14 protein-coding genes are annotated in these 17,194 nt (G+C 41.1%); 5 read left to right on the top strand and 9 right to left on the bottom strand.

Annotated elements, in window-relative coordinates:
• Nucleotides 1–1,791, bottom strand: a complete 1,791-nt coding sequence (gene msbA / locus D104_RS24055) for a lipid A export permease/ATP-binding protein MsbA (RefSeq protein WP_024023240.1) — start codon at nt 1,789–1,791, stop codon at nt 1–3.
• Nucleotides 1,792–3,219, bottom strand: coding sequence for a bifunctional D-glycero-beta-D-manno-heptose-7-phosphate kinase/D-glycero-beta-D-manno-heptose 1-phosphate adenylyltransferase HldE (hldE, locus tag D104_RS0118690; RefSeq protein ID WP_031214560.1), 1,428 nt, complete (start codon nt 3,217–3,219; stop codon nt 1,792–1,794).
• Nucleotides 3,220–3,317: 98 nt separating this feature from the next.
• Here hldE and D104_RS24050 point away from each other — a divergent pair, with 98 nt between their 5' ends.
• From D104_RS24050 to D104_RS24040, 3 genes are all read left to right on the top strand, one after another.
• Nucleotides 3,318–4,460, top strand: a complete 1,143-nt coding sequence (locus D104_RS24050) for an AGE family epimerase/isomerase (RefSeq protein WP_024023205.1) — start codon at nt 3,318–3,320, stop codon at nt 4,458–4,460.
• A 68-nt stretch (nt 4,461–4,528) separates the two neighbouring features.
• Nucleotides 4,529–5,362 (top strand): glycosyltransferase family 2 protein, encoded by an 834-nt coding sequence (locus D104_RS24045; protein WP_024023204.1) that lies wholly within the window; start codon nt 4,529–4,531, stop codon nt 5,360–5,362.
• Entirely contained in the window at nt 5,359–6,189 is an 831-nt protein-coding gene (locus D104_RS24040; RefSeq protein WP_024023203.1) for a hypothetical protein, read from the top strand. The genes D104_RS24045 and D104_RS24040 overlap by 4 nt, the downstream gene beginning before the upstream one ends.
• A 51-nt stretch (nt 6,190–6,240) precedes the next feature.
• Here the strand turns inward: D104_RS24040 and D104_RS24035 are convergent, their stop codons facing one another.
• From D104_RS24035 to D104_RS24020, 4 genes are read right to left on the bottom strand one after another with little or no spacing between them, the layout of a single operon-like run.
• Nucleotides 6,241–6,654, bottom strand: coding sequence for an adenylyltransferase/cytidyltransferase family protein (locus D104_RS24035; RefSeq protein WP_024023202.1), 414 nt, complete (start codon nt 6,652–6,654; stop codon nt 6,241–6,243).
• Between the two features lie 18 nt (nt 6,655–6,672).
• Complete coding sequence (locus D104_RS24030; protein ID WP_024023201.1) at nt 6,673–7,740, bottom strand: CDP-glycerol glycerophosphotransferase family protein; 1,068 nt, start codon at nt 7,738–7,740, stop codon at nt 6,673–6,675.
• 30 nt (nt 7,741–7,770) lie between these two features.
• Nucleotides 7,771–9,609 carry a DUF3413 domain-containing protein gene (locus tag D104_RS24025; protein WP_024023200.1) on the bottom strand — a complete coding sequence of 613 codons (1,839 nt, stop codon included), beginning with the start codon at nt 9,607–9,609 and terminating at the stop codon, nt 7,771–7,773.
• A 31-nt stretch (nt 9,610–9,640) separates the two neighbouring features.
• Nucleotides 9,641–10,810, bottom strand: a complete 1,170-nt coding sequence (locus tag D104_RS24020; RefSeq protein WP_024023199.1) for a nucleotide sugar dehydrogenase — start codon at nt 10,808–10,810, stop codon at nt 9,641–9,643.
• A gap of 169 nt (nt 10,811–10,979) precedes the next feature.
• Between D104_RS24020 and D104_RS24015 the strand changes: the two genes are divergently transcribed.
• Nucleotides 10,980–11,297 (top strand): hypothetical protein, encoded by a 318-nt coding sequence (locus D104_RS24015; RefSeq protein WP_024023198.1) that lies wholly within the window; start codon nt 10,980–10,982, stop codon nt 11,295–11,297.
• 43 nt (nt 11,298–11,340) lie between these two features.
• On the opposite strand, the gene D104_RS24010 is transcribed toward D104_RS24015, so the two are convergent.
• A complete protein-coding gene (locus tag D104_RS24010; protein ID WP_031214557.1) occupies nt 11,341–12,186 on the bottom strand; it encodes a sulfurtransferase in 846 nt (281 codons plus the stop codon).
• A 114-nt stretch (nt 12,187–12,300) separates the two neighbouring features.
• On the opposite strand from D104_RS24010, the gene D104_RS24005 reads away from it, so the two are divergent.
• Complete coding sequence (locus D104_RS24005; RefSeq protein ID WP_024023196.1) at nt 12,301–13,065, top strand: TlyA family RNA methyltransferase; 765 nt, start codon at nt 12,301–12,303, stop codon at nt 13,063–13,065.
• A 9-nt stretch (nt 13,066–13,074) separates the two neighbouring features.
• Here D104_RS24005 and D104_RS24000 read toward each other — a convergent pair whose 3' ends face one another.
• On the bottom strand, nt 13,075–14,454 hold the full coding sequence (locus D104_RS24000; protein WP_024023195.1) for an MATE family efflux transporter: 1,380 nt from the start codon (nt 14,452–14,454) through the stop codon (nt 13,075–13,077).
• Between the two features lie 125 nt (nt 14,455–14,579).
• A complete protein-coding gene (gene lon / locus D104_RS23995; RefSeq protein WP_024023194.1) occupies nt 14,580–17,018 on the bottom strand; it encodes an endopeptidase La in 2,439 nt (812 codons plus the stop codon).
• Nucleotides 17,019–17,194 lie beyond the last annotated feature (176 nt).

Raw genomic sequence — 17,194 nt, 5'->3', positions numbered from 1 at the left:
TTACACCGGCATCTCACTGAACTGTTGATTATGAAGCTGCGCATACGCGCCATTCATCGCCAACAACTCGCTATGAGAACCTTGCTCAATGATCTCTCCATGATCAACAACCGCAATGATGTCGGCGTTTTCAATCGTTGATAATCTATGAGCGATGGCAATGGTGGTTCGGTTTTCCATCAAACTATCTAAGGCAAGCTGAATGGCTCTTTCGGACTCAGTATCCAGCGCGGAGGTTGCTTCATCCAAAATCAAAATCGGCGCATTTTTCAAAATGGCTCTCGCGATGGCGATACGCTGTCGCTGCCCACCAGATAAAAGCACACCATTTTCACCCACCATGGTATCTAAACCCTGATCAAGCTCTTGAATAAAGTCCCATGCGTTTGCCGCTTTTGCGGCTTCGACCACCTCAGCATCATCGGTCTCACGTAAATAACCATAAGCAATGTTGTCACGAATCGTGCCGTTAAAAAGCACAACCTGTTGGTTTACTAAAGCAATATTGGAGCGTAAGTCTGTCAATTTATAGTCATTGATCGACACACCATCAATATTAATCTCCCCTTCGTCAAAATCATAAAATCGGGGAATCAAGTTCGCCATGGTTGACTTGCCACTACCAGACCGTCCCACCAAAGCCAGTGTTTTTCCAGCGGGCAAAGACAAGTTAACGCTATTCAAAGCGGATTTATCTGCGCCGGGATACTTAAATGACATAGCACGCCATTCGATCTCGCCTTTTAATCGATCAACAGAAACGGCACCTTTATCAACTTCTTCTTCCATATCAAGAAATTCGAAAATGCTATGAGACGCGGCAATCCCTTTTTGCAATACACTGTTCACATCAGTCAGTTGTCGAATTGGTTTTCCCAACATGCCAGCTGCGGTAATGAAAGCAATAAAATCGCCAGGAGTCATGTTTGAACTGATCGATGGACTTAAAGCAAACCAAATCAAAATAGCCATCGCAGACGCAAGAATAAACTGCACAATTGGGACGTTTAACGATTTCGTTTTTTCCATTTTTAATTGTGAACGTTTATTTTCACTGGCCGCTTGTCGAAAACGCTCTATTTCATATTCGCTACCACCAAATATTTTGACCACCTCGTGACCTTTGATGGCTTCTGACGCAACATCGGTCACACCGCCCATCGCATTTTGAATTCGAGTACTTAACTTACGAAAACGTTTAGACGCATAAGACACGACCAAACCAATAAGAGGGACAACCAGTAAAAAAAGTAACGTTAAACGCCAGTTCATGTAGATCATATACCCAAATAAGCCAACAACCGTCAGGCCTTCTCGTAATACAACTCGTATAGCTTGAGTAATGGAACCAATGACTTGCTCCGTATCATAAGTCAGCTTAGCCAATAAGCGCCCAGTGGGAATGGAGTGGTAATAGCTAGATGGCAAAAGGACTAATTTATTAAACATGTTAGTGCGCAAATCAAACACAACACTATTTGCTACTTGGGCCATAAAGTAACCACCAAGAAACGTCCCTATCCCCCGTACTATAAATATTCCTAATATTGCACCCGGTATAAGCAAACGACTTTCTGTGATTTTTCCTTCAGAAACCACATCTACCATATGCTTCAGCAATGCCGCTAAAGCGGGCTCCATTGCAGCATAAAGAACATAGCCAAATACGCTTAGTATCAAATACCCCCACGACGATCGAACATAGCTGAGTAAGCGCAAGTATGTTTTCATACCTGAAACGGGAATCTTTTTAGTATCCACTTCCATCTCTGACCTTTCTTTATCTGACATTTACAAATTCGCTTTTTCGATAATAGAAGTTGTCGAATAACCATCGACAAAAGACAGCACTTTCACTTCGCCACCATGAGCAAGCACATGATCCGCTCCCACAATAGTATCAATGGTGTAATCACCTCCTTTAACCAAAACATCTGGTGATAACCATTCTATTATTTCTTTTGGCGTATCTTCATCAAACCACGTCACCCAATCAATTGCGCCGACCCCCTCTAATACAGCCATACGATGTACAAGATTATTAATCGGGCGCTTATCCCCTTTGAGGCGTTTTACAGATGCATCTGTATTCACCGCTACAATGAGTCGATCTCCTAGTCCTTTAGCCTGTTTCATATAAGCAATATGACCAGGATGAAGAATATCAAAACAGCCATTAGTAAAGACGACTTTTTCGCCATTCACTTGAGCAAGTTTAATTTGCTCCAATAAATCTGAAGGAGATAACACACCAAAATTTGTAGAATGAGAACGCTGATACATAATGGCCGCCAACTGATCAGCGGTAATTGAAGCGGTTCCTAGCTTTCCAACCACAAAACCGGCCGCCTGATTTGCATATTCAACTGCATCAGTGAATCGCTTACTGGTAATAAAAACAGCGGTAAGCACAGCGATAACCGTATCTCCAGCACCAGTGACGTCGTACACTTCTTTGGCTGATGTTGCTAATGCGAAAGGTGTCTTATGATTTTCGAAAAGAACCAAACCATCTTCACCGCGAGTAACAAGTAAAGCATCCCAACCAAATTTTTCTCTAAGCTGCTCACCTTTAGTTTGGATTTCAGTATCAGAAGCACATTTACCAACAATAGTCTCAAACTCAACGAAATTAGGCTTTACCAGTGTCGCCCCTTGATAAATAGAAAAGTCATCGCCTTTAGGATCAACGAAACTAGGAACATTCGCCTCGTTCGAGAGTTTTATTAAAGACTGAACATCAGCAAGGCAGCCTTTTCGATAATCGGAAAATATAACGGCATTTGAATGAGGAAGAGATTCCTTCACCATGTCAGCAACCGCTTCATTTTGAGTTAAGCTGTACTCTTGCTCTTCAAAATCCAAGCGAATGAGCTGTTGATGACGACTCATTACGCGCAACTTAGTAATAGTGGGTAGCGACTCAGAACGAACAAAACGACAAGCCACACCAGAACCTTCAAGACTACGCTCTAACGCAGTGGCATTATCATCATCACCGACCACGCCAATGAGCGTCACAGGCACACCTAGCTTTGCTAATCCCAAAGCCACATTGGCAGCACCACCTGGACGATCTTCTATATTAGACACTTTCACTACTTGAACAGGCGCTTCTGGAGAAATACGAGAAGTGCCGCCATGCCAATAGCGATCCAGCATCACATCCCCTACAACGAGAATATGTTTATCATTAAAATTCAAATATGAAGAGTTCATAGCCACATAATAATCGATTTTTGAAAGCCGCCATCTTATCATACTCCCCTATCAAGTTGGACATACCCAATATCACATGAAATAAGGCTATTTACCTCATGTTGAAGTCAATACTTTCTACCTGCCAATCTTTTGTCTATGAGCAACTTCTTAAGAATTGGGCACTTCATGGCATCAATAAAGAGTACGGCTACAGTTATGAAAGCATGACACATGAATGGGTGGAGAATCCTGTTGGACGACTTCGACTGTTAACTCAATGCCGTCAGCTCTATACTTTTAGTCATGCCGACCAGGTGCAAAATTCAGACGAATGGCATGCTCTGTTAAGGCCGCTCTTCGACTTTATTACGACAAACTATTATTTTGAAGATCGCTGGTTTTTTTCCCTGAACGACGATCTGACCATAAAAGACACTCAATCGGATGCATATACACTTGCTTTTGTCTTACTTGCTTTTAGCCATTACTACAGAGCAACAAAAGACGACCGTGCATTGCATTATATGAAAAAAACCCACCTATTTTTACTAGATAAAATGCAAGCAAAATCCGGTGGCTTCTACGAATCCTACCCTATTGATACCCACCAGACTCGGCGACAAAATCCTCACATGCACTTGCTCGAAGGCTACATTGCCGCCTTTGAAGCCACTCAGGATGAAGACTATAAAAAAATCATTGCGTCGCTCTTGTCTCTTTCTCTTGAATATTTTTACGACAAAAAAACCAAAACATTAAGAGAGTTTTTCACACAAGATTGGCACCTAGATCCAGCAACAGGTCATCAAATAGAACCTGGGCACCATTTTGAATGGGTGTGGTTACTCTATCAAGCCAATAAAATACAACCTAACCCAGACTACACAGATTTGGCTCAGCAATTATGGCGCACAGCAACCCGCTACGGTTTTTCAGAAAAGGGTGGTATTTACAATCAAATAGACGGCGATACATATCGACCTATAGATAAAGAAAAGCGCATTTGGCCGATAACAGAATACCTGAAAGCCATCACTGTGATGCCAATTGGAAGAGAAGAAAAAATAGACCGCTTAGAAAAAGCACTTCGTTTCATGCAGGAACATTACCTTTTAGATGAAGGTTGCTGGAATGAATACTTGAATGAAGATAACTCGGCAAAAAACTACCCCCTTCCAGGCACAAGTAGTTATCATATTTTTCTCGGTCTTACAGAGGTGTTAAGATGGTCAAAAAATATAGACAAATATCGCGATTAAAAATCATTATCAACACTGCAGTTTGCAGTGCATAACCGTAAGACCAAAACACAAGATTAGGCAAACCGATGAAAACAAGCATTGTCTTTACAACCTATAATTCGCCCGCTTGGTTAGAAAAAGTCCTATGGGGATTTTTTGAACAAACCGCCAAGGATTTTGAAATAATCATAGCTGATGATGGTTCACGAGAAGAAACTCGCGAATTGATCGAAAAGATGAAAGGGGAAACCAACATCCCTATCAAGCACGTTTGGCAAGAAGATGACGGTTTTCAGAAATGCCGCATTTTAAACAAGGCAATTCTTGCATCCGAAGGTGAATACCTTATTTTTACGGACGGTGACTGCATTCCAAGAAAAGATTTTGTGGCGCAACATTTAAAGCACTCCGAGCCAAATACTTATTTATCTGGCGGTTACTTCAAGTTACCTATGAATATTAGCCAAGACATCACACGAGATGATGTTATCAACCAAAATGCATTTGATGTGGACTGGCTAATAAGTAAAGGATTAAAAAAGACCCACAAGACAATGAAGCTCACGGCCTCTGGATCTTGGGCCGCGTTTTTAAACAAAATTAGTCCTGCTCGACCAACCTGGAACGGCCACAGCGCCTCTTGCTATAAAGAACATATCTTAGCGGTCAATGGCTTTGAAGAAACTATGCAATATGGCGGTCAAGACTGTGAATTTGGTGATCGTCTTGTGAATTATGGCCTAAAAGCTAAGCGAATCAGGTACTCAGCAGTCTGCGTGCATTTAGATCACAAACGCGGTTACATCACGCCAGAAATGCTTGAAAACAGCAGATCTATAAGAAAAGACACGAAGCAAAACAAGGTGATAAAGGCAAGAGTTGGGATAGCACAAACCAATACTAAGAGAGAGTCCTTGTGAAATTAAAAGAATACATCCCGGCACTCAAAACGGCCTACAAGTTGAAACAACTTCCACTTGATGGGTTAAACGCGAAAGGCGAGAATCAAATACCTCTCATAGTCACACTAACTTCTATTCCCTCTCGACTTGAAAAAATAGATTTGACTATCAGAAGTATTTTAAATCAATCTCACAAGCCAGAAAAAATAATCCTTTGGCTTAACAGAGCGTTAGAGAATCACATCCCTAAAAAATTAAGTGACCTTCAAGGTGAGATTTTTAAAATCGAATATGAAGAACTCACCTGCTCACATCGAAAGCTTATCTATTCACTGACAAGTTTCCCTGAAAAACCCCTAGTGACATGCGATGATGACCTAATCTACCCATCCAACTGGCTAAAATCTTTATATGATGATCACCTCCGCTTCCCAAAAAGCATCATTGCAAATGAATGCAGAATGATATCTTACAATGAAGACGGGGAGCTTCAGCCTTATAAAATGTGGAAAACAGTAAAAGACAAGGGGATTTCTAACCCAAAATTACTCCCCATTGGCTATGGCGGCGTATTATACCCTGAGAAAACACTGCATTCAGATACAATCAATAAAGAGATATTTCTAAAACTCACACCGAAAGCAGATGACCTTTGGTTCAAAATGATGTCATTTCTCAATGGAACAGAAGTAAGAAGGTCAACTAATCCTCCTTTAAAACCCACCCCCATTATAGGCTCCCAAAAAATATCATTAAAGAAAACCAATGTGAGGGAAGATGGTAACAGAGCACAGTGGGCAGCCTTGTGTGAACACTATTTAATCACGGCAAATTCGTTCAAATAAAAATAGGCTCTTCATAAATAAGAGCCTATTTTATAATCTGACATGTAAACGTCAGATTTTTTCTAAGATTTCTCTCAATTTAGTACTTGAAGTGTGCGCGGTATATGAAAAATAGTGAATCTCAACATTGAGTTTTTTAAAGTCTTCCTCAATTTTGTTCCACTTATCCGTCCCTTTCCAGTCATCACCAACAAACATCTTGTCAAATTTTAGGTTATTCCAAGCCTCTTCTTTGTCATAATTTACTTGTGGCACAACCTCATCAACAAACTTAATAGCCTCAACAATCTCCATACGTTCCTGAAAAGGAATTATTGGTTTTTTGTTCTTAGCTTCCATACAGAGTTCATCAGTAGAGACGCCAACAATCAAATAATCACACTCGAGTTTTGCCCGTTTTAGAACATTCAAATGTCCGATATGAAATAAGTCAAAAACGCCTGTGGTATAGCCTATTTTCTTCATAAAAAAACCTAAAATTTGTTATACATTTTCCATCAAGTAATCAACAATTCGCTTGCTAGAAAAGCCATCTAGCTTTCCTGCTAGCTTTTCAGAGAGTTCAAGTCTAATCGCTTCTAGGTCATCAGGCCTTTGAAGCTGATCTTTCACCAACCCTATAAGCTCTTTGTATTTTGTTGCATGAACTGCGATATTGGCATAATCACCATAATCCTGATCCATACGTCGCTTAAATTTATACGAAAATATTCCACGATAATTCCATCGTAACTTAAGAAAGTCACACCAAATAACCGGCTTATTCAATAAAGCAAACTCAAAAAGAGCCGAAGACGCATCGCTGATAAGTACATCTGCAACTTCCAAAAAAGGCAAAAGAGAATAATCTTCTGTTGTGGCTAAATAGACATTATCAAACTGAGCCCAGTGATTAAGAAGCGCCAACTGCTTCCGATATAACTTCTTACTAATTGAAAAATAATGGGGTTTAATAATGACATTATAACCACCAAAGTCAGCGGGCCAGTCTTTAGGAAAGCGCTCAATACTACTGGGGTAGAAGGTCGGTGCATATAGAATTGTAGGGGTATTTTTTTCTAATCCATATTGTTCAAGCAATGCCTCTTTGCACAGTTCACCGTTTAGAATAGGATCCATTTTACAAAAACCAACATCAACAAACACATCGCTGGGGAACATTCCCTCTAAGCGCTTAGTGCGATAATCACCCTCAACAAAACGAACACTCATAGAGTGACGAGATTTACTATAGTAGCTTGCCTTAGGCCCGATTCCATGACCTAACTGAGCGGATTTAGACACTTGATGAACACGGTCTAAGTAAGGAAAAGAATTAGCAAAAAAAACCCAGTCTGCTCGCTCCTTTTCATAAAAAACAGTCGCAGCTTCTTCATCTGCAACCCAAATAGAAGCCAGATTTTCATCACTCGCTATTTTCTTAATTATGTCATCATGAATACCTTCATAGAACACAAAAGTACTTTTAATACCTAATTTAGCCAACTCATTATGAACAGGTAAATATTGAGGTAAATAATATAAACTCTTAGTATCAAATATTACTTTCATAAAATTCTCGTAAAAACATAATCACATAGTTTATTTCGTCTTAAACCGACTAAGATGCTCCAAAACATCTTTTAAATGACGAAAATCAGGCTCTTCAGATTTAACCATTTGGTTTTTTAAGTCTAAATATTGATACTGTCCACTTGCACCAACCTCCAGAATTCTGCTTCTTGTAATCATTGCGTAAGCAGAGTAACTAGAGCTGATTAACCAATCTCGCTCTTTATTATGTAAACTGAGTAAATCGGCTCCTGTTGAAAAGTCATTTGATGACGTCTTGAGCCCTAAATACTTTCTCATTAGCGTCGGAACTACATCTTCATGACTAGATAAGTTTTGCGAAGAGGTAGAATTATTAGGTAAAAATCCTGGCCCGATAATGACAAACGGAACTTTAGTTTGAGTGGGAGTAAAATTACCATTATGGCCCCAGAAATTCTGCTTATTGTCATTAAACTCCTGTCCATGGTCACCTGTAATAACCACGACAGTATTTTCTGTTTCTCCTGTTTCATCTAAGGCATCAAACACTTTTTTGGAAAGATCATCTACAAAACGGACACTGGTTCTATAACGATTAAAGAATGGGACAGGGTCCATTTCATTATTAAGCGCCAGATAATTAATATCATCTAACATAGGCTCATATGTATTTTGATAGTTTATTGGGAAGTCATAGCCATGGGGTGCATCATAAAAGAGAAAGGAGAAAGTGGGCCGAGAAGTGTCTCGAGACTTATACCATTTTAACCAATCATTCGTTAAATTTTCATCCCTTTGAGAGGGGGAGCCGCCCTTAGACTTAAGCCTTAAGTCTGGAATATTAGAAAATACTGTACGATTAAATTCTGGGTCCATCAATGATGCAGAAGCAAATGCTCCAATTTGATAATTTAACCCTTGCAGGCGATCTATGAATACAGGAGATCGCTGATTCGTCAGCATATTCTGCCAATACGTCCCGGGCATGCCATAAAACAAACCAAATATCCCTGTTCTCGTTGAGTTGCCAGTAGAGAAGTGGTGATTGAAAGTCACACCTTTCTGAGCAGCCTCCCATAGGTTAGGTGTATTTTCTGCATTAAAAGTATCAAATCGCCAAGAGTCGATAACTAAAAACATAATATTTATTGGCTTATCAACACTGGAATAGCCGATTTCAGACAAAGGATAATTTAGGTCGCTATTTACCTTTATAGACATTGCCCTTTGCTTAGCTAGCGCCTCCTCATCTATCCAGCCATTTCTTTGCATTAAACCATTCGCTGTAGCAGGCTGAAATAAGGGCAAATAATTTTTAACAATCATTACTGGCTGATAGGCATTCGCAGCAGCCCAAATATGAATAGAGTTACAAATTAAAAATGAAAAAACAAAAAAAGATACAATACCCTTTTTATTAATTATTTTATTTTTATTTGCCAGCCTTCCTAGGTAAATGACGATTAAAAGTTCAAAGAGAAACAGCCCAAAAAAAGTTATAATCGCCGTCAACCAAGTAACAACGGAAAAATCAACCACATCGCCTGACAAAATTAGCTTAAGAACAACTTCATTAATATGGAAACGATACTGGGCAAAAACAAATGTATCTATCACTAAAACAGATAATGTTATCGCCGCTAAAATGCTCACAAAAAAATAAAAAGAACGCTTAGGTAATAGCGTTACAATCAATCCAAAAATACCTGCAACCCCTCCCAACAGAGCCATTTGACCTATAAGGCTAGAAACAATAAAACTAGGCCCTAACAGACCACTTGGAATTTCTGGCATAAAAAAGAAGTAGCGACTTGCAATAACGATTGAAAATAAGATATTAACAACCAAAAAACCCGCATATATAGACAGTTTGTTTTTATATTTCATCTAATAACCTTATCAGCGCTTAATATAGAGATCAGGAATCCACACCAAATAAATCACGCGTATAAACCTTACCCTTCACATCCTCCATATCGTCCGTCATTCTATTTGCGACGATAACATCCGACATGGCTTTAAATTCTTCCAAATTTTTAATTACTTTCGAATTGAAGAAATTATCGTCTGAAAGCGCGGGTTCATAGACAACCACCTCAACCCCTTTGGCTTTAATACGCTTCATCACGCCTTGAATCGCGGATGCTCGGAAGTTATCTGAACCCACTTTCATTACCAGGCGGTAAATCCCCACAACTTTAGGGTTGTTTTTCAATATAGACGTGGCAACAAAGTCCTTCCGAGTCACATTGGCATCAACAATTGCCCGCACTAAGTTGTTCGGTACTTTGTCATAGTTAGCAAGTAGTTGCTTGGTGTCTTTCGGCAAACAGTAACCGCCATAACCAAAAGAAGGATTGTTATAATGACTTCCGATACGAGGGTCCAAGCCCACACCCTGAATAATTTGACGACTATCTAAATGATGAGATTCTGCATAGCTGTCAAGTTCATTAAAAAATGCCACGCGCATGGCTAAATATGTATTAGCGAACAGTTTGATGGCTTCCGCCTCAGTAGAACCCGTTAGCAATACATCGATGTCGTTTTTTTCCGCCCCCTGAACAAGAAGATCAGCGAACACTTGAGCACGCTTGGATTCTTCGCCCACAATAATACGAGACGGGTACAAGTTATCATGTAATGCTTTGCCCTCACGCAAAAACTCAGGCGAAAACAATAGATTATTTGTCGAAAAACGCTGACTGGCAGATTTTGTAAAGCCCACAGGAACCGTGGACTTCACCACCATTATGGCGTTTGGATTGATGCGTATTACGTCTTGAATGACGGACTCAACATGACTGGTATTGAAATAGTTGGTTTCAGGGTCGTAATCTGTTGGTGTCGCAATGATCACATAATCTGCACCAACATAAGCCTCTTCTTTATCCAGTGTGGCAACAAAGTTAAGGTCTTCTTCTGTCAGATAGCGCTCTATATCATGATCCTCAATCGGAGATTGCTTCTTATTGAGCATCTCCACTTTAGCCGCAATAATATCTAATGCGACCACTTGATTGTGCTTTGCTAATAACAGAGCATTAGAAATCCCAACATAGCCTGTACCTGCCACTGCTATTTTCATTCACTTTTACCCTTTGCTTAAAAGATAGAATTCGTATTCAAGAGGCGCTATTTTACAGCTTGCATCATAATTAAAAATGCCAAATTACACTTTTTTGAAATTTTACAGTAAGAAACACAGCAAATCGTGAACACCTCAACTAATCTTAATTAAAAACAAGGAGTTCCATATGAAGTTTGAACTGGTAGATCGTCAAGGCTATATCCCTGATCTTAACTATGGCGCCTCAGGGCATGAGCTTTCCTGCTTTATTCCGGGTGATTACCCCTTCCAACAAGTAAGCTACAATAATGGTGAAGGCGAAGCCGTCATAGATAAACACACGTGGCGCTTTTTCTTTACTCAAGAAGGAATTGGCATTCAATTAATGGATGGCATTGTCATGTTAAAAGAAGCTGAGCATTTTTTAAACGCTATTAAGGCTCATATTTGGGGGAAAACACACCAAGAAGTACAAATTTTCATGGCTGGGGTTACCCCAAAATAAGGTGTCATAGCCCTTCTTAAAAAAGAAGGGCTATATTTATATTCTACTGCTCAGCAGACACTCGCAACATTCGCTTGGCCCATTGACTCCAAGATCCGACATAGACCTGTTTCGCTTCTATTCCAGCATAATTCAGCGCCAAAACATTGTGACACGCGGTGATACCAGAACCACAGTAGTACACATAATCATCACCATCGCCCGATAACCAATCTTGCCATTCAACATGCAACTGCTCTGCTGGCTTAAAACGACCTTCACTGTCTAAATTATCGTTAAAAGGTCGATTAATAGCACCTGGAATATGCCCTGCAACTGGGTCAATTGTTTCATTCTCGCCATTAAATCGATCTACTGCTCTGGCATCCACTAGCTGAAGTTGGTTGGTTTCAAAGTTTTCAACAATCGCCTGCTCGGTAATCCCCCATGGAAAAGACACCTCAATTTGAACGGTTGAGGTTTTCGCTTTTTCAGGCGTTAATGATACAGCGCCACCTTCTTTCAACCAATCAGGGTAACCACCATTTAAAACCTGTACGTCTATATTTTGCTGGCTGAGCATCCACCATGCGCGAGCAGCAATAGCGCCACCCATATCGTCATATACAACGACCTTACTGGATGAATCAATCCCCCAGCGCTGTAATTGCTTTGAAAAATCCGCCTCAGCAGGCAAAGGGTGTCTACCCGTTAACTCACTTTCTATGCCAGAAAGTTCACAATGCACGTCCACAAAAATAGCCCCTGGAATATGCCCTTTATCGTATTCTGACCGCCCCTTGCTTAGATCAGTTAAATAAAATCGACAATCCAATACAACCACATTCGACTGGCCAAGCAACTTGACCAGTTCATTTGTGTTTATTAACGTTTTTAATAGCACAGGCATTCCTTAGACAATCGTTGACGATCATAAAATAGACTTTTCTTCTTTCTTTAAATCTACTTTGCTTATTCGTTTTTTGCTAATATTCGCGATAATTATCTTATTACCGAGTTTTCTATGTTGCGTATTGATCTTATCCTTACAGAGCAAGGCCTTGCCAAGTCTCGCTCTCAAGCACAATCCTTTATCAACGAAGGACGAGTATCATACAAACAAAACACGCAATGGATAAACATCACCAAGCCCAGTTTGAAACTGCCTTCTGACATTGAACTCAACATTTTATCAAACGACGCAGATCGGTATGTGTCACGCGGCGCTTTAAAGCTCGAAGGCGCCTTATTACATACAAAACTGAATATTAAAGGGTTTCATGTACTAGATATCGGCCAATCTACCGGTGGCTTTAGCGATTGCGTCATTCAACATGGCGCGGCAAAAGTAATCGGGGTTGAAGTCGGGCATGGACAACTCGACCCCAGCCTACGCAAAAATCAAGACATCGTCTGTTTAGAAGGTGTTAACGCACGCAACCTATCTGCTGATGACCTGAAAGGACACGTTCCTGAAAATGGCTTTGATCTTGTCGTGATGGATGTCTCTTTCATCTCTCAAACGAAAATTTTGCCACAACTGCCGAATCTTATAACGAAAGCGGGACACTTAATTACACTCGTAAAACCTCAGTTTGAAGTGGGAAAAGAGTTCATTGGGAAAGGCGGTATTGTAAAAGACAAGCAGCGCGTTAATCAGCTCGCAAGTGACATTCAGGGCTTTGTTAAAACATTAGGCTTTGATGTGAAATGCTATATTGAAAGCCCTATAAAAGGAGGGGATGGCAATCAGGAGTTCTTACTCTGGGCAACTCGTTCAGAAGAATAAAATACGAGGTTAAAGAATTTCTTCGTAGCGATGATGATTACTAGACACAATGTCTCTTGCTTCCTTTTCTTCCAGCTCTGTAATGTAGTTTCTTGCCGTATAAAAGCCCAAACAGCCGAATATGACCGAACCAACCGCCTGACCAAACAGTATTCCTTCCGCCCCCATAAACAACGAAAAAAGAGTAATCAAAGGCCAAGTACCAATGGTCGCACGACCAAAATTCAACAAAGTACTGTTAAACGGTTTTCCTAAGTTATTAAAAACGGCAATGGCAATGAATAACAAGCTTTGAAAGAAAAAACTGAAAGAAACAAAGGTCGCAAAAAAACGAATGAGTTCCGCACTTCCCTGCGTGGCATGAAACACAGAAACTAGCCAATCCTGCATCTGATAAAGACAAAAGCACAGCAGCAAGCAATAACCAAAAGCATAAATCACCGCACTAGTGATAACGCTGTGCATACGGTCAAAACGACCGGCGCCATAGTTCTGCCCCAATATCGGCCCAACCGCTCCAGACAGCGCAAATATTCCACCAAACACAACAGGAATAACACGACCAATCACCGCAACCGCAGCCACCGCATCATCGCCAAACGAAGCGGTATGCTCCATCACAATCGCATTCGCCAAAGGCGAAGACATGTTAGTCAGCATGGCCGGAACAGAAATCCAAGCGATAGGTTTGACGTCTTGAAAAAAATCCATCAAATCAAACTCTCCCAGCATTTTGTGGATGTGTACGACGCCATAATAAGACACAGCAACCATCGAAAAACGGGCAATCAACGACGCAATCGCAGCGCCCTGAACCCCCAAGCCGAAAGCAAAAATGAAAATTGGGTCTAATACCGCATTCACCAAACCACCAACTAAGGTAGCGTACATGGCACGGCGCGCATCCCCTAAGGCTCGCATAATGCCAGAGCCAATCATCCCGATCATCACGGCAGGCATGCCGAGCACTAAAATTTGCAAATAGCCTGTTGCTAAATCAAGCGTTCGACCTGTCGCACCAATAGACAAAAGAATATGGGGGATTTTTGGCCACAATAACCAAACAACCGCAGAAGAAAATAAAATCCCGAACGCCAATACATTCACCGCGCGTCGTTTCGCCAGCTCAATGCTGCCCTCACCCACGGCTTTTGACACCAATGCGGTAGCGGCAATCGAAACCGCAATACTCAAGGAAATGGTAAAAAACATGATGGTACTGGCAAAACCCACCGCCGCCACGGCTTCTTTTTCACCCAGCATAGAAAGAAAAAGCATATCGACAAGATCGACCAAGAACATGCACATCAAACCAAACGCACCCGTTGCAGACATATAAACAACATGCTTCAACGTTGAACCTTGCGTTAACTTGGCCGGACCTGGCATTCGTTTCCCCTAAAATGACGTAATAACGGTGCAACAGACAATAAAAAACCGGACAAGTAAGACAAGCCCGGCTCTGTATTTTCTCATGTATGACGTGTAGAGAAAATGCTTACTTTAAGGATAACCTAATGAAGAGGACTATTCGCTCGATTAAACACAATTTTCTCCACGTCCGTAAAACGCTCAGCAAAATGAACCGTCATATCTTCTTTCACAGATTCAGGAAGCTCCTCAAAGTCGCGTCGATTTGGCTCTGGTAGAATGATTTCATTAATTTTACTGCGTTTTGCAGCAATAATTTTCTCACGAATACCACCAACAGCAAGCACTTGTCCCGTTAATGTAAGTTCACCTGTCATCGCTAATCCTCTGCGAACCGGCTCATTTCGCGCTAACGATAATAACGCGGTCGCCATGGTAATACCCGCGCTTGGTCCGTCTTTCGGCGTTGCCCCTTCAGGCACATGCAAATGGACAAGGCTTTTATCGAAAAATTCAGGCGACTTCTGATAACTCTTGGTATGAGAAAACACATAAGAATAAGCGATCTCAGCGGACTCTTTCATCACATCACCCAGCTTACCAGTGAGTTTTAATCCGCGCGTTAATTCATGCACTCTATTCGCCTCAATGGGTAACGTTGCGCCACCCATGGAAGTCCATGCCAAACCGGTTACCACACCAACCCCTTGTAGGTTTTTTTCTGGACGGAAATACGGCATACCCAACAAGGCTTCAACGTCTTTAACGCCGACATTGATGTGGTCCTTTTCGCCTGTCATCAATTCAACCACGCTTTTCCGTAAGATTTTTTGCAACAGTTTGTCCAATCCCCGAACACCGGCTTCACGTGCATAATGCTCAATAATATGACGCAATGCTGCGTCAGTAATATTTAACTGCTTCTTGAGTAACTTATTTTTCTTCAGCAGCTTTGGCCATAAATGTTGCTTCGCAATTGCCAGTTTTTCATCACCGATGTAGCCAGAAAGTCGAATGACATCCATACGATCCAACAAAGGCGACGGAATAGTATCCAACTGATTCGCGGTACAAATAAACAAAGCTTTCGACAAATCGATACGCATGTCCAAATAATGGTCTAAAAATTCATTATTTTGCTCAGGGTCTAATGCTTCAAGCAAAGACGACGCGGGATCACCTTGAAAGGAAGAACCGATCTTATCGATTTCATCTAACATGATAACGGGATTTTCCACTTCTACGTCTTTTAGCGCTTGAACAAACTTACCGGGCAACGCGCCAATATACGTCCGACGATGACCTTTGATTTCTGCTTCATCGCGCATACCACCTAGGCTGAAACGATAAAACTTACGATTCAATGATTCCGCAATGGACTTACCAATCGAGGTTTTCCCGACGCCGGGAGGCCCAACCAGAAGTAAGATACTGCCGCCCATTTCACCGCGATGCGCACCTAATGCCAAAAACTCAACAATACGATCTTTTATGTCACCAAGACCGGCGTGATGTGATTCAAGGACATCTCGCGCCAATTTGATGTCTAAATTGTCATTCGAATGCACACCCCAAGGCAACGACGTCGCCCAATCCAAGTAATTACGAGTCACACCATATTCTGGCGAACCGGTTTCCAAAATACTCAGTTTATGCAGTTCATCTTGGATTTTGTCATTAACCGATTTAGTTAACACTTTTTCATTCAAACGCGCTTCGAACATTTCTACATCGGCGGTGCGATCGTCTTTCGAAATACCCAACTCTTTCTGAATAATTTTCAACTGTTCTTTTAAGAAGAAATCTCGCTGATGTTTACTGATTTTATCATTTACTTCTGCACTTATTTCATTCTGTAATCTTGCTATTTCGAGCTCTTTTCTTAATAAGGTGAGCGCCAAATGCATGCGATCTTGGACAGGGATTGTTGCAAGCACGTCGTATAAATCATCAGCATCAGCAGACGTAATAGACGCAGCAAAATCGGCTAACAAACCCGACTCATGGAACGAAAAGCGCCCCAGATACTGCCTTAAATCTTCACTGAATAGCGGGTTCAAACGAATCAACTCCTTGATCGCATCCAAAATCGCAATCGAATACGCTTTTGATTCATCATCGCTTGTTTTCAAATCGCTTAAATAACGAACTCTCGCCAAATAAGGGGCTGTCTCACTTAGCCATTCAACCACTTCAAAACGCTTCACCCCTTGTGCTAAAAAGGTCAATTTGTCGTTTTTCTTCTCAGCTTTGTGCACTCTTGCCACACAACCAATCGAGCGAAAGTCTTCTACCAGTGGAGATTTCGCACCTTCTTTATCCGCATAAACTAAGCCAACAACGGCCTGCGAATGCTCAGCAATACGCTCCAACGTATCTTCCCATTGATCCGCATCCACCATCACTGGCTGGACTTGAGCCGGAAAAAATGGACGACTAGAAAGAGGCAAAATAAACAACGTGTCAGGCAAAACATCGTCGGGTAAAGCCAGCCCTTTCGGATCACTGATTACCACACTCTCCTCTTCGTCCATTACGCTATCGTCTTCTTTAAAATCTGGGTATTGTTCGTCATCATTCATAATTAGTTATCTCGATAAATCTGTGTGTGCACTTCAAAACAAGCTCTAAAATATCTATCGCTATTTTTCCTTGATTACTTCCTATGTAATGGCGATATTCTCGAAAACAACGTCGCACCTCATTTTTCAAAATCCTTACTCACTTCAAAAAACCAACCATAAGGACAGGATTAGTT

Origin of the sequence: Marinomonas profundimaris, from assembly GCF_000508165.1 — a bacterium.
In the GTDB taxonomy this organism is placed as follows: domain Bacteria; phylum Pseudomonadota; class Gammaproteobacteria; order Pseudomonadales; family Marinomonadaceae; genus Marinomonas; species Marinomonas profundimaris.
The sequence above is the reverse complement of the archived record's forward strand: the minus strand, read 5'-3'. Positions and strand labels throughout refer to the sequence as shown.